The organism is Streptomyces sp. MMCC 100 (assembly GCF_041538145.2).
Classification (GTDB): Bacteria; Actinomycetota; Actinomycetes; order Streptomycetales; family Streptomycetaceae; genus Streptomyces.
Genome location: NZ_JBGORK020000001.1, coordinates 2,088,147 through 2,100,467, shown reverse-complemented (window position 1 = coordinate 2,100,467; position 12,321 = coordinate 2,088,147). Strand labels below are relative to the sequence as shown.

Annotated in this window: 11 protein-coding genes; 3 read left to right on the top strand and 8 right to left on the bottom strand. The window is 73.5% G+C overall.

The annotated features are described in order from the left end of the window. Positions 1-35: 35 nt before the first annotated feature. Positions 36-749 carry an ArsR/SmtB family transcription factor gene (locus tag ABS735_RS09665; RefSeq protein ID WP_373906498.1) on the top strand — a complete coding sequence of 238 codons (714 nt, stop codon included), beginning with the start codon at positions 36-38 and terminating at the stop codon, positions 747-749. A gap of 63 nt (positions 750-812) precedes the next feature. After that, a complete protein-coding gene (locus tag ABS735_RS09660) occupies positions 813-1,787 on the top strand; it encodes a DMT family transporter (RefSeq protein WP_373906499.1) in 975 nt (324 codons plus the stop codon). Between the two features lie 443 nt (positions 1,788-2,230). Here the strand turns inward: ABS735_RS09660 and ABS735_RS09655 are convergent, their stop codons facing one another. The 8 genes from ABS735_RS09655 to ABS735_RS09620 all read right to left on the bottom strand — a co-directional run bounded on the left by ABS735_RS09655 (position 2,231) and on the right by ABS735_RS09620 (position 10,798). Beyond that, positions 2,231-3,328: a Zn-dependent alcohol dehydrogenase gene (locus ABS735_RS09655; RefSeq protein ID WP_373906500.1), complete on the bottom strand. Its 1,098-nt coding sequence runs from the start codon at positions 3,326-3,328 to the stop codon at positions 2,231-2,233. Positions 3,329-3,351: 23 nt separating this feature from the next. After that, positions 3,352-4,740: an aldehyde dehydrogenase family protein gene (locus ABS735_RS09650; RefSeq protein WP_373906501.1), complete on the bottom strand. Its 1,389-nt coding sequence runs from the start codon at positions 4,738-4,740 to the stop codon at positions 3,352-3,354. 122 nt (positions 4,741-4,862) lie between these two features. Beyond that, a complete protein-coding gene (locus ABS735_RS09645) occupies positions 4,863-6,200 on the bottom strand; it encodes an ABC transporter ATP-binding protein (RefSeq protein WP_373906502.1) in 1,338 nt (445 codons plus the stop codon). Positions 6,201-6,373: 173 nt separating this feature from the next. Next, positions 6,374-6,592, bottom strand: a complete 219-nt coding sequence (locus tag ABS735_RS09640; protein ID WP_373906503.1) for a hypothetical protein — start codon at positions 6,590-6,592, stop codon at positions 6,374-6,376. A 2-nt stretch (positions 6,593-6,594) separates the two neighbouring features. After that, the gene (locus ABS735_RS09635; protein WP_373906504.1) at positions 6,595-7,860 is read right to left on the bottom strand and encodes an MFS transporter; all 1,266 of its coding nucleotides are present in this window, start codon (positions 7,858-7,860) and stop codon (positions 6,595-6,597) included. A gap of 31 nt (positions 7,861-7,891) precedes the next feature. Then, on the bottom strand, positions 7,892-9,358 hold the full coding sequence (locus tag ABS735_RS09630) for a CitMHS family transporter (protein ID WP_373906505.1): 1,467 nt from the start codon (positions 9,356-9,358) through the stop codon (positions 7,892-7,894). Between the two features lie 149 nt (positions 9,359-9,507). Next, positions 9,508-10,125 carry a TetR/AcrR family transcriptional regulator gene (locus ABS735_RS09625; protein WP_373906506.1) on the bottom strand — a complete coding sequence of 206 codons (618 nt, stop codon included), beginning with the start codon at positions 10,123-10,125 and terminating at the stop codon, positions 9,508-9,510. Positions 10,126-10,228: 103 nt separating this feature from the next. Further along, entirely contained in the window at positions 10,229-10,798 is a 570-nt protein-coding gene (locus tag ABS735_RS09620) for a hypothetical protein (protein ID WP_373906507.1), read from the bottom strand. A gap of 189 nt (positions 10,799-10,987) precedes the next feature. Between ABS735_RS09620 and hmgA the strand changes: the two genes are divergently transcribed. Then, entirely contained in the window at positions 10,988-12,313 is a 1,326-nt protein-coding gene (hmgA, locus tag ABS735_RS09615; RefSeq protein ID WP_373906508.1) for a homogentisate 1,2-dioxygenase, read from the top strand. Positions 12,314-12,321: the final 8 nt, after the last annotated feature.

The window sequence follows — 12,321 nt, the reverse complement described above, 5'->3', positions numbered from 1 at the left end:
GCTCACCGAACCGTCCGTGTCGCATGCTGGGACGCATGACCGAGAAGGACGCCGAGGCATCCGGGCTGGCCCGGCTGGCCGCACTGCTCGCCGACGAGACGCGTGCCGCCTGTCTGCTGGCCCTGCTGGACGGGCGGGCATGGACGGCCGGTGAGCTGGCCCGGCACGCCGGGGTGGCCGCGTCGACGCTCAGCGAGCACTTGGGCAAGCTCGTCGCGGGCGGGCTGCTCGCCGAGGAACGGCAGGGGCGGCACCGGTACGTGCGGCTGGCCGACGACCGGGTCGCGCAGCTCGTGGAGGACCTGGCGGCCCAGGTCGCCCCGCGGGCGGCCGCCCGGCGTCCGCGCACCCTGCGGGCGTCGAGCGCCGGGTCCGCGATGGCCCGGGGACGTACCTGCTACGACCATCTCGCCGGGCGGCTCGGCATCGCGGTCACCGACGCGCTGACCGGGCGCGGGCTGCTGCGCCAGGACACCGGCTTCGCCCTCACGGACGCCGGGCTCGGCTGGTTCGACTCCGCCGGGATCCCGCTGCGGCCGACCGGCCGCCGGCCACTGGCCCGGGCCTGCCTCGACTGGACGGAACGCCGCCCCCATCTCGCGGGCGTGGCGGGCGCGGCGCTGTGCCGGCACGCCCTGGGCACCGGCTGGTGCGTGCGCATCGGCTCGGAGCGGGCGGTGAAGGTGACACCGGCGGGCGAGGACGCGCTGTCCGAGCTGCTGGGCATCGACCCGGCCGCGCTGCGCTGAGCACGGGTTCCCGGTCCGAAATCCGCCAGCGGGAGCGACCTCCCGCTGCCTAGCCTCTGGAGCATGATGAGCACTGCCCACACGTCCCGTCCCGCCCCTTCGCACCGCCGTCCGGAACTGCTCGCGGCCGGCGCGGCCACCGTCACGGTCGTGCTGTGGGCGTCCGCGTTCGTCTCCATCCGCAGCGCGGGCGACGCGTACTCGCCGGGCGCGCTGGCACTCGGGCGGCTGCTGTCGGGCGCGCTGGCCCTCGGCGTGATCTGTCTGCTGCGCCGGGAGGGCGTGCCGCCGCGCTCCGCCTGGCGCGGGATCGCGATATCGGGGGTGCTGTGGTTCGGCTTCTACATGGTCGTCCTGAACTGGGGCGAGCAGCAGGTGGACGCGGGTACGGCCGCCCTCGTGGTCAACGTCGGCCCGATCCTCATCGCGCTGCTGGGCGCCCGGCTGCTGGGCGACGCGCTGCCGCCGAGGCTGCTGGCGGGGATGGCGGTGTCGTTCGCCGGTGCGGTGACGGTGGGCCTGTCGATGTCCGGCGAGGGCGGGTCCTCGCTGTTCGGGGTGGTGCTGTGCCTGCTGGCCGCGGTGGCGTACGCGGGCGGGGTGGTCGCGCAGAAGCCCGCGCTGGCGCACGCGAGCGCGCTTCAGGTGACGACGTTCGGCTGCCTGGTCGGGGCGGTGCTGTGCCTGCCGTTCGCCGGACAGCTCGTGCACGAGGCGGCCGGCGCGCCGGTCTCCGCCACGCTCAACATGGTGTACCTGGGCGTGTTCCCGACCGCGCTGGCGTTCACGACGTGGGCCTACGCCCTGGCCCGTACGACCGCCGGCCGCATGGGCGCGACCACGTACGCCGTGCCCGCGTTGGTCGTGCTGATGTCGTGGCTGGCGCTGGGCGAGGTGCCGGGGCTGCTCACCCTGGCGGGCGGCGCGCTGTGCCTGGCGGGCGTGGCGGTGTCGCGCTCGCGGAGGCGCGCGGCCGCGGCCCCGGGACGGGCCGAGCCCGCCGGGGAGCCGCGACGCGAGGACGCGGGGCGGGTCTAGACGGGGCCGCGACGCGAGGACGCGGGGCGGGTCTAGGCGGCCCCGCCACCACAACGCGGCGCGAGGCCGCCGGCAGGCCCCGGCGTACCGGGTGACCGGCCAGAGACACCCCTCGGCCCTCCGCCGGCCCCGGACCGGCCCGGACCGGCCCCTCCCGGAGACGGCCCTGCGCAGCGTCGGCTCGACGCCGTCGACGAACAAGGGGCGCGGCGCACCGTTCCGGAGACGGCCCGGTAAGTCGCCCGAGCGGGGCTGGAACACCACCAGCGCCCGTCCCTGCCCGCCACGCCGACCCCCCCTGGCGCTGCCCACGCCGATCCATGGCGCGGGCCGACAGGGACCGGCGTACCGGGCGACCGGCCGAAGACACCCCTCGGCCCCGCGCCGGACCCGGACCGACCCGGCCCCTTCCGGAGCCGGCCCGGCAGGACGCCCGAGCGGGGCTAGAACACCACCAGCGCCCGCCCGCCCTTGCCCGCCAGCATGTTCTCGAAGGCCGCCGGGATGCCGTCCAGGGCGATGCGCTCGGTCACCAGGGCGCCGAGGTCGAGGCGGCCGGCGCGGACGTGTTCGGCGAGGACGGGGAGGTCCCGGGCGGGGTCGGCGTTGCCGTAGACGCAGCCGGACAGGGTGCGGCCCCAGTGGAAGATCTCCAGGGCGTTGAAGGTGACCTGCTGGTCCTTGCCGCCGATGCCGACGACCGTGGTGCGGCCGCCGCGCCGGGTGGATTCCCAGGCGGTGCGGATGGTGATCGCGCGGCCGACGCACTCGACGGCGACGTCGACGCCCTGCTTGCCGGTGAGGGCGCGGATCTCGCGGGCGGTGGTGTCGGAGGCGAGGACGTAGTCGGTGGCACCCGCGGCGCGGGCCAGTTCCTCCTTCTCGGGGGACACGTCGACCGCGACGATCTTGGACGCGCCCGCGATCCGGGCCGCCTGGAGGGTGGCGAGGCCCACTCCCCCGACGCCGAAGACCGCGACCGTCTCGCCCTCGCGGACCTTCGCCGAGTGGTGGACGGCGCCGTAGCCGGTGAGGACGGCGCAGCCCAGCAGTGCCGCCTCGGTGAGGGGGATGCCCTCGGGGGCGGGCAGGACGCAGCCGGCGGCGACCACCGTCTCCTCGGCGAACGCCGCGACGTTCAGGCCGGGGTGCAGGTCGGTGCCGTCGTCGGCGCGGCGGGCGTGCACGTCGGCGGCGCCGGCCAGGGCGTTCGCGCACAGCCAGACCTCGCCGAGCGAGCAGGCGTGGCAGGCGCCGCAGGACGGGGCCCAGTTGAGGACGACCTCGTCGCCGGGCGCGACGTGGGTGACGCCCTCGCCGACGGCGACGACGGTGCCGGCGCCCTCGTGGCCGAGGACGGCGGGCAGCGGCACGCGCATGGTGCCGTTGGACAGGGACAGGTCGGAGTGGCAGACCCCGGCGGCGGCGAGCCTCACCCGGACCCGGCCGGGGCCGGGCTCGGGCAGCTCTATGCCGGTGACCTCCAGCGGGGCGCCGGTGGCGGGTACGACGGCGGCACGGACTGCGGTACGGACGGCCATGACGTGGACGGCTCCCCTGCGGGCTAGAACTGGAGGGACTTGGTCTGGAGGTACTCGGCGAGGCCGTGGGCGCCCAGTTCGCGGCCCACGCCCGACTGCTTGTAGCCGCCGAAGGGCGCGAGCGGGTTGAACCGGCCGCCGTTGATGTCGACCTGCCCGGTGTCCATCCGGCGGGCGAAGGCGACCGCCTCGGCCTCGTCCCCGGCCCAGACGGCGCCGGCGAGGCCGTAGACCGTGCCGTTGGCGATGCGCAGGGCGTCGTCCTCGTCCTCGTAGCGCAGGACGGACAGGACGGGCCCGAAGATCTCCTCCTGGGCGATGGTCATCTCCTCGGTCACCTCGGCGAAGACCGTCGGGCTGACGAAGTACCCCTGCTCGCTCGGGGCTTCGGGGCCGCCCGCGACGAGGCGCGCGCCCTCGGCGACGCCCTTCTCGATGTAACCGCGCACCCGCTCCCGCTGCTTGGCGTTGACGACCGGCCCGATCCGGTCGCCGTACTTCGCGGCGGCCTCGGCGGCCAGCTCCACGGCCTCGTCGTACTGGTCGCGGTGGACGAGCATGCGGGTCCAGGCGCTGCACGTCTGGCCGGAGTTGGACATGACGTTGGCGACGCCGACGTTCACGGCCTTGGCCAGGTCGGCGCTCGGGAGGATGACGTTGGCGGACTTGCCGCCGAGTTCGAGGGCGACCCGCTTGACGGCGGCGCCCGCGGCGGCGCCGATCCGGCGGCCGACGGCGGTGGAGCCGGTGAAGGAGACCAGATCGACGCCGGGGTGTTCGGCGAGTGCCTGGCCGGCGACCGGGCCGAGGCCGGTGACCAGGTTGAAGACGCCCGCCGGGACGCCTGCCTCGTGCACCGCCTCGGCGAAGAGCTGCGCGGTGAGCGGGGTGTCCTCGGCGGGCTTGAGCACGATGGTGCAGCCGGCCGCGAGCGCCGGGGCGGCCTTGGCGACGATCTGGTGGAGGGGGTAGTTCCAGGGGGTGATGGCGCCGACCACGCCGACCGGTTCGTGGTGGACGACGGACGTGCCGACCTTCTCCTCGAAGGCGTACGTCGCCGCCAGCTCGGCGTAGGAACCGGCGACCGCGACGGGGACGGCGGCGTGCACGGCCTGCGAGAACTTCAGCGGGGAGCCCAGTTCCGCGGTGACCGTCTCCGCGATCTCGTCCTTGCGGGCCACCAGCACGTCCCGCAGGGCGGCCAGGCGCGCGGCTCGTTCGGCGGGCGGGGTGGCGGCCCAGCCCGGCAGGGCGGCGCGGGCGGCCCGTACGGCGGTGTCGACGTCCAGGGCGTTGCCCGCGGGGACGCGGCCGATCACCTGCTCGTCGGCCGGGTTCACGACGTCGATCGTGTCCCGGCCGTCGGCGGGGCGCCAGGCTCCGTCGATGTACATGCCGTCGTGTGCCTTCATCGCGTTCCTTCCGGGCGGGCTTCGTCGTCCGACCCCAAACTAGCGCCGTTAGTTTTACGGCACCAGGGGCTCCCACGATGGTGGCGCGGCTCACCGTCCCGGAGTGCGGGAACGGGCCGGGATCACTCCTCCAGGTCGGGCAGCCGCGCCGGGGCGGGGCAGATGCGGTCGCCGTGCTGGTCGAAGACGAACAGGTGGGCGAGGTCGACGAGGAGGGGCACCTGCATGCCGTGGCGGAGGTCGATGTCGGGGGTGGTCCGGACGATCAGGTCGCCGGGGAGGCGGCCGTCGGGGGCGGCGATCGCGGGCTCGGGCTCCCGCGGTTCGTCCATGACGACCACCGGTCCGGCACGCAGGGCGCCCGCCCGTTCCCTCAGCCGCTCCAGGACCGTGCCGTCGCGGCGGCGGCGCCGGACGGGGCGGGTCGCGGGGCGCGGGGCCTCCAGGTCGGGCACGACGGCCGGCTGTGAACCGGTGTTGAAGTGCACGAGGATCTCATGGCCCTGGAACTCGACGTGCTCCACGAGCCCGGTGAGCAGCACCTCGCCGGGACGGGCGGACGAGGGTTTCGCGATCCGTACGGCCTCCGAACGCAGGCCCACGATCACCTCGCGGCCCTGCTGGACGCGGAGCAACTGGTGGTCCAGGGAGAGCGGTTCGGGCAGGCGCAGGAACTGCTTGCCCAGGCTGATGGTCATCGCCCCGTCCAGCGGGGCGCGCACGAGGCCGCGCAGCAGGTTGATGCGCGGGGTGCCGATGAAGGCGGCGACGAAGACGTTGCGGGGCAGGGCGTACACCGCGCGCGGGGTGTCCACCTGCTGGAGGACCCCGCCGCGCAGGACGGCGACCCGGTCGCCGAGGGACATGGCCTCGGACTGGTCGTGGGTGACGTAGATCGTGGTGACGCCCAGCTCCCGGGTCAGCCGGGTGATCTCGGCGCGCAGGTGGTTGCGGAGCTTGGCGTCGAGGTTGGACAGCGGCTCGTCCATCAGGAAGGCGGTGGGGTGGCGGGAGATGGCCCGCCCCATGGCGACCCGCTGGCGTTCGCCGCCGGAGAGCTGGGCGGGGAAGCGGTCGAGCAGGTCCTCGATGCCCAGCATCCGCGCGGTGGCGTCCACGCGGGGGGTGTGGTCGGTCTGCGGATCCTCGACGCGCAGCGGGAAGCCGATGTTCCCGCGGGTGGTCATGTTGGGGTACAGGGCGAAGTTCTGGAAGACCATGGCCATGCGCCGTTCGGCCGGGAGCAGGTCGTTGGCGTACGCGCCGTCCAGCGTCAGCTCCCCCTCGGTGATCTCCTCCAGCCCGGCGATCATGCGCAGCACGGTCGACTTGCCGCAGCCGGAGGGGCCGAGCAGGACGAGGAACTCGCCCGGCGCGATGTCCAGCGACAGCCGGTCCACCACGCGGACGCCTCGCGCGTAGGTCTTGCTCACGTCGTGCAAGGAGATGGCGCGTGTCATGGAGGTGCCCCCGGGGGCTCACTGAGCGCTGGTGCTCCGCGGTCGGACGCCCTCGTGCGGGTCGTACGGGGCGTGTGAGTCACGGAAGTTAACGGACCGTGCCCGGCCGGGGGAAGACACTGGACGACATCTCGGCGTGACCGTCCATCTGGTGAGAAAGCGGACGGCCGGATTCAGGGGTCTCGGTCGCCCGGTCCGTCGCCCGGTCCGTCGTCCGAGCCACCGCTCCGGTTCCCGCGGGAGCGGCCGGACGCGCGGACCAGTTCGCCCGCCGCCAGGGTCGCCGTCGCCACCGCGCGTGTCCAGGGCGGGCCGCCGCGGGCCGCCCACACGACGCAGGCACAGCCGCCGACGACGAGGAGCAGGACGACGGACAGAACGATCAGGATCATGCTCATCCCTTCGCTTCCCGACACGGCCGGCTGTCACCGGCCGGGTCCGGGACATCCTGCCCGACCGCCGAACGCCGGTGGCCGGCCGCCTGGTCGGCCGCCCCGGCCGACGGCGAGCGCAGGGCGACGCCCGAGGAGAGCAGGAGGAGGGCGCCCAGCATCACGAACGGCGCGGCCACGCCCGCGACGCCCGCGATCAGGCCCGCGGCGGCGGGTGCGGCGACCTGGCCGAGGCGGTTGCCGGTCAGGCGCAGCGCGAGGGCGGTGGAGCGCGCCTCGTCGGGGGCCGCCTGCACGACCGTTGTCATGGACAGCGGCTGGCCGACGCCCAGGCAGAAGCCGAGGACGACCAGCATCGAGGCGAGCGCCCACACCGGCACCGGCAGCGCGACGCCGGCGCACAGCAGGGCGGCCAGGAGGCACGTGACGGTGAGGAGCACGGTGCGGCCGAGCAGCCGCAGCAGGGGCGTCAGTACGAGCCGGCAGGCGATCGTGGCGGCGGCCCGCAGGCTGAGCAGTACGCCGATCACGGCCGGGGAGATCCCCCGGTGCTCGCCGACCACCGGCAGGTAGGCGGTGAGGATGTCGGTCGCGGAGAGCACGGAGAGGCTGATCAGGATGCCCGCGGGCACGCCCCGGGCACGCAGGATGCTCCCCACGGGGACCCGCGGGCCCTGCCCCTTGCGCGAGGCGCCCGCCGTCGGATGCTCTATGCGCCACAGGGACGTGACGGCGACCGCCGCGCCCGCGCCCGCCACCACCAGGGCGAGCGCGCTGCTGCCGGCCATGTCGGGACCGCCGATCAGGGCGCCCGCGGCGATCGGGCCGATCAGCTGGCCGAGCGAGGCGCCGATGGTGAAGTGGCCGAAGTTGCGGTCCTGTTCGTGCGGCGCGGACTGGCGGGCGACCAGTGACTGGGCGCCGATGACGAAGCAGAGGTGCCCGAGGCCCATGACACCGCTCCACAGGGCCATCGTCCCGAGGGACCCGGCGACGCCGCTCAGCGCGCAGCCCCCGGCGATGAGCACCACTCCGACGGGCAGCAGCGGTGCACAGCGGCCGTGGTCGGTGCGGCGGCCCAGCGGAACGGCGGCGAACAGCGGCAGCAGCGCGTACACACCGGCGATGACACCGACGGCCCGTTCGTCGGCGCCCAGCGCGAGGGCCCGGTAGGAGACGGCGGGCCGGGCCATCGACACCGCCCCCTGCGCGAAGCCGAAGGCGATGACGAGGCGGAGCAGCCAGCCGCGGTTCCCACCGGGCGCCATGATCGTGTCCCTTCCTGATGCTCTCCGACGGTCAGACGATGCCGAACAGGATGCCCGCCGCGAGGATCACCAGACTCGTCAGGACGGCCCACTTCACCACGAACCGCGTGTGGTCGCCGAACTCGACCTTGGCCATGCCGACCAGGACGTACACGGCCGGGACGAGCGGGCTGGACATGTGCAGCGGCTGTCCGACGATCGAGGCGCGGGCGATCTCCAGCGTCGACACGCCGTGCGCCTGGCCGGCCTCGGCGAGCACCGGCAGGACGCCGAAGTAGAAGCCGTCGTTCGACATGAAGTAGGTGAGCGGCAGGCTCAGCAGGCCGGTGACCAGGCCCATGTGCGGGCCCATGCCGTCGGGGATGGTGTCCACGAGCCAGTTGGCCATGTGGTCGACCATGCCGGTGCCGGTGAGGACGCCGGTGAAGACGGCGGCCGCGAAGACCATGCCGGAGACGTTGAGGACGTTGTCGGCATGGGCCGCGATGCGGGCCTTCTGGTCGGGGATGTGCGGGAAGTTGACCGTGAGGGCGAGCGTGGCGCCGATCAGGAAGAGCACCGGGATCGGCAGCAGCTCCATGATCATGGCGGTGAGCAGCGCGACCGTGAGCAGCGCGTTGAACCAGTACAGCTTGGGACGCAGGGTGGGCCGGTCCGGGTCGAGGCCCTTGAAGTCGTCGTCGGACTCGCCGCCCCGGTCGGCGGCCTCGCCCGGGCCGCCCGATCCGCCGCGCGCCGCACCGGTACCAGCACCGGCACCGGCACCGACACCGGCACCGGAACGCGCACCGGACGCCCCGGAGGCCGCGCCCGCACCGGCACCCGCACCGACCAGCACCGTCTCGGCCTCCGGCTCCCGCACGAGTGCCTCGTCCAGCGACAGCGTGCCCAGCCGCCTGCGCTCGCGCAGACCGAGCGCGTACGCCAGGACGACGACCGCGACCAGGCCCACGGCCAGGGCCGGGATCATCGGGACGAAGATGTCGGTGGCGTCGACCTTCAGCGCGGTGGCGGCGCGGGCGGTGGGGCCGCCCCAGGGCAGCGTGTTCATCACGCCGTTGGCCATCGCGGCGACGCCGGTCATCACGACCAGGCTCATCTTGAGCCGCTTGTACAGCGGATACATCGCCGAGACCGTGATCATGAAGGTGGTGGAGCCGTCGCCGTCCAGCGAGACGATCGCGGCGAGCAGCGCCGTGCCGACGACGATGCGCATCGGGTCGGCCTTGCAGAACTTCAGGATGGCCCGGACGATCGGGTCGAAGAGCCCGACGTCGATCATCACACCGAAGTAGACGATCGCGAACATGAGCATCGCCGCGGTGGGGGCGAGGCTGGACACGCCGTCGATGACGTAGTCGCCCAGATGGGCGCCCTTGCCGACGAACACGCAGAACAGCGCGGGAATCAGCACGAGCGCCGCGATCGGCGACATCTTCTTCATCATGATCAGGACCAGGAAGGTCGCGATCATGGCGAAGCCGAGGATGGTCAGCATGAGTGAGTACCTAACGTTCGCCCTTGAACATCCCACCGGGGCAGGCGGTGCGAGCGACGTTAGGTGGCGCGATAGAGCGTTAACAAGACGTTGACATGCGAGCAATAAGCGCAAAACTCCAGGTCACAGCTCTGCGCCGGTCAGCGGGGTCAGTCGAGCACGCGCCCCAGATACGCCCGCAGCAGCTCCCGGGCCTCCTCGATGATCTTCTCGTCCCCGTCCGGTGCGACCCGGAAGGCGAGCTGGACGAGGGTGTCGGCGGTCTCCACGGCGACGAGGAAGACGCGGCGCATGTCGTCGTCGGGGCGGCGGCCCAGGTAGCCGGAGAGCAGCTCGGTGAGCCGCTCGGCGACGCGGTGGTTGGGGACGGCGTGGCGGTCGCCGACCGGGATCTGGTTGCCGAAGTCGATCAGGGAGAAGCCGGGCGCGGTCCGTTTCATCGCCAGGTACTCGTCGAGCACGGCGTCCAGCGCACCGCACCAGCCGCCGTCCCCCGTCTCCGTCAGCCGTTCGGTGACGCGCTCCGCGTAGCGCTCCAGGTTGCGCTGGGCCAGGGCGTCGGCCATCTGCCGCTTGTTGCCGAAGAAGCGGTACACCGAGCCGATGGGGACGTCCGCGCGCAGCGCCACGGCCCGGGTGCTCAGGGCCTCGTAACCGACCTCGTCGAGGAGGTCGGCGCAGGCGTCGAGGATCCGGGTCAGCCGTTCGGCGCTGCGTCGCTGCACGGGGGCACGGCGGAGCGGGGTCGCATGGGACACGGTCCTCATGATGCCCTCCGGGGCCGGCCGGGTGAACCGCGGCCTCCGGTACGGCGGGGGACGCCCCCCGGATCCGGTCCCTCCGGGCGCCGGGGGAGGACGGTGAGCGCTGTCACCGGTCCGCCGCCGGTCCGGTGACCGTCCGGCCCTCGACCTCCTCCGGCTGCGTCGCCCCGGTCGGCTCCGCGTCCGACGCCGTGATGTCCGCCGTGCTCTCGACGGGCTCGCCGTGGACGGCCCAGACGGTGTCGTCGTCGGCGTACAGGCGGACCGTGAGCTGGTGCGTGCCGCGCGGGACCAGGTCGGCGGCGAGGCGGTAGCGGGGGCCGCGCAGGCGGGTGAGGTGGTCGCCGTCGAGGAAGAGGTGGGCCACGCCGCGGCCGGCCACCGCCTTCGCCTCCGTGCCGTCCGGCGAGAACCTGAAGTCGCGGACGGTCAGGCGGACGTCCCAGGTGTCGTCGGCCTCGGGCTGCACCTCGATCCCGACCCCGGGCGCGTGCTCGGCGTCCACCTCGCGGTAGCGCCGGCCCTCCTCGTCGGTGACGTCGAGCAGCTTGCCCACCGGCGTGGCCGAATCCCCGGCCTCCGGTACACCCCCGTCACCGGAGCCGCAGCCCGCCGGTCCCGTCAACAGCAGGACACAGACCGCGAGCACGGCGAGCACTCCCCGCGTCCACGACATGCCGCGAGACTAGAACACGGGTCCGACGGTCCGGATCCCCCGGGAGTCTGGTTCCGGTCATCCTCACGGCGGACGACCAGGAAGAGTCGGATCGGGGAAGTCCTCTAACGCCCTCTTGCGCAAGGGAAACCGCAATCCTACGGTGTGCCATAGGAATCGGGTGGGAATCGGGTTGCGAGGGAGCGATCGATGAGCGGGGACGCGCGGAAGACCGCGGAGGGGCTGGCCTATCTGTCCGGCTTCGGCAACGAGCACAGCTCGGAGGCCGTGGCGGGCGCACTGCCCGAGGGCCGGAACTCGCCGCAGCGGGCCCCGCTGGGCCTGTACGCGGAGCAGCTGAGCGGCACGGCGTTCACGGAGCCGAGGGCGCACAACCGGCGCTCGTGGCTGTACCGGATCCGCCCGTCGGCGGCGCACCCGGCGTTCACCCGTTCGGGCAACGGCGCGATCCGCACGGCGCCCTTCAACCAGGCCGTGCCGGACCCCAACCGCCTGCGGTGGAACCCGCTGCCCGAGCCCGGGCCCGGTACGGACTTCGTCGGCGGGCTGTGGACGCTCGGCGGCAACGGCGACGCGACCCAGCGCACCGGCATGGCCGTGCACCTGTACCACGCGACGGCGTCCATGGAGCGCGTCTTCAGCGACGCGGACGGCGAGCTGCTGATCGTCCCGGAGCGCGGCGGCCTGCTGCTGCGCACCGAGTTCGGCCTGCTGCACGCCGAGCCGGGCCATGTGGCGCTGATCCCGCGCGGGGTGCGCTTCCGCGTGGAGCTGCTGGACGAGGACGCCCGCGGCTACGTCTGCGAGAACTACGGCGCCCCCTTCCGGCTCCCCGACCTCGGCCCGATCGGCGCCAACGGCCTGGCCAACGCCCGGGACTTCCGGGCGCCGGTCGCCGCGTACGAGGACGACGAGAGCACGCCGGGTCCGGTGGAGGTGGTCAACAAGTTCTGCGGCAACCTCTGGACCGCCGAGTACGACCACTCCCCGCTGGACGTCGTCGCCTGGCACGGCAACCACGTGCCCTACGTCTACGACCTGCGCCGTTTCAACGTCATCGGCACCATCTCGTACGACCACCCGGACCCGTCGATCTTCACGGTGCTGACCTCCCCGTCGGACACGCCGGGTCTGGCGGGCGTGGACTTCGTGGTGTTCGCGCCGCGCTGGCTGGTGGGCGAGGACACCTTCCGGCCGCCGTACTTCCACCGGAACGTGATGAGCGAGTACATGGGCCTGATCGAGGGCGCCTACGACGCGAAAGCGGAGGGCTTCGTGCCGGGCGGCGGTTCGCTGCACAACATGATGTCGGCGCACGGCCCGGACCGGGAGACCTTCGACCGGGCGAGCGCCGCCGAGCTGAAGCCGCAGCGGATCGACGACGGGCTGGCGTTCATGTTCGAGACGCGGTGGCCGGTGACCCTCACCCCCCAGGCGGCCCGCGCCGAGCACCTGCAGCAGGGCTACGACGACGTCTGGCAGGGCCTGGAGCGGCACTTCCGCCCCTTGCACTGAGGATTCCC

Excerpts from the sequence above, each read along its gene's own strand:
- ABS735_RS09665 (WP_373906498.1), top strand. The coding sequence starts at position 36 with ATGACCGAGAAGGACGCCGAGGCATCCGGGCTGGCCCGGCTGGCCGCA.
- ABS735_RS09660 (WP_373906499.1), top strand. The coding sequence starts at position 813 with ATGATGAGCACTGCCCACACGTCCCGTCCCGCCCCTTCGCACCGCCGT.
- ABS735_RS09655 (WP_373906500.1), bottom strand. The coding sequence starts at position 3,328 with ATGGCCGTCCGTACCGCAGTCCGTGCCGCCGTCGTACCCGCCACCGGC.
- ABS735_RS09650 (WP_373906501.1), bottom strand. The coding sequence starts at position 4,740 with ATGAAGGCACACGACGGCATGTACATCGACGGAGCCTGGCGCCCCGCC.
- ABS735_RS09645 (WP_373906502.1), bottom strand. The coding sequence starts at position 6,200 with ATGACACGCGCCATCTCCTTGCACGACGTGAGCAAGACCTACGCGCGA.
- ABS735_RS09640 (WP_373906503.1), bottom strand. The coding sequence starts at position 6,592 with ATGATCCTGATCGTTCTGTCCGTCGTCCTGCTCCTCGTCGTCGGCGGC.
- ABS735_RS09635 (WP_373906504.1), bottom strand. The coding sequence starts at position 7,860 with ATGGCGCCCGGTGGGAACCGCGGCTGGCTGCTCCGCCTCGTCATCGCC.
- ABS735_RS09630 (WP_373906505.1), bottom strand. The coding sequence starts at position 9,358 with ATGCTGACCATCCTCGGCTTCGCCATGATCGCGACCTTCCTGGTCCTG.
- ABS735_RS09625 (WP_373906506.1), bottom strand. The coding sequence starts at position 10,125 with ATGAGGACCGTGTCCCATGCGACCCCGCTCCGCCGTGCCCCCGTGCAG.
- ABS735_RS09620 (WP_373906507.1), bottom strand. The coding sequence starts at position 10,798 with ATGTCGTGGACGCGGGGAGTGCTCGCCGTGCTCGCGGTCTGTGTCCTG.
- hmgA (WP_373906508.1), top strand. The coding sequence starts at position 10,988 with ATGAGCGGGGACGCGCGGAAGACCGCGGAGGGGCTGGCCTATCTGTCC.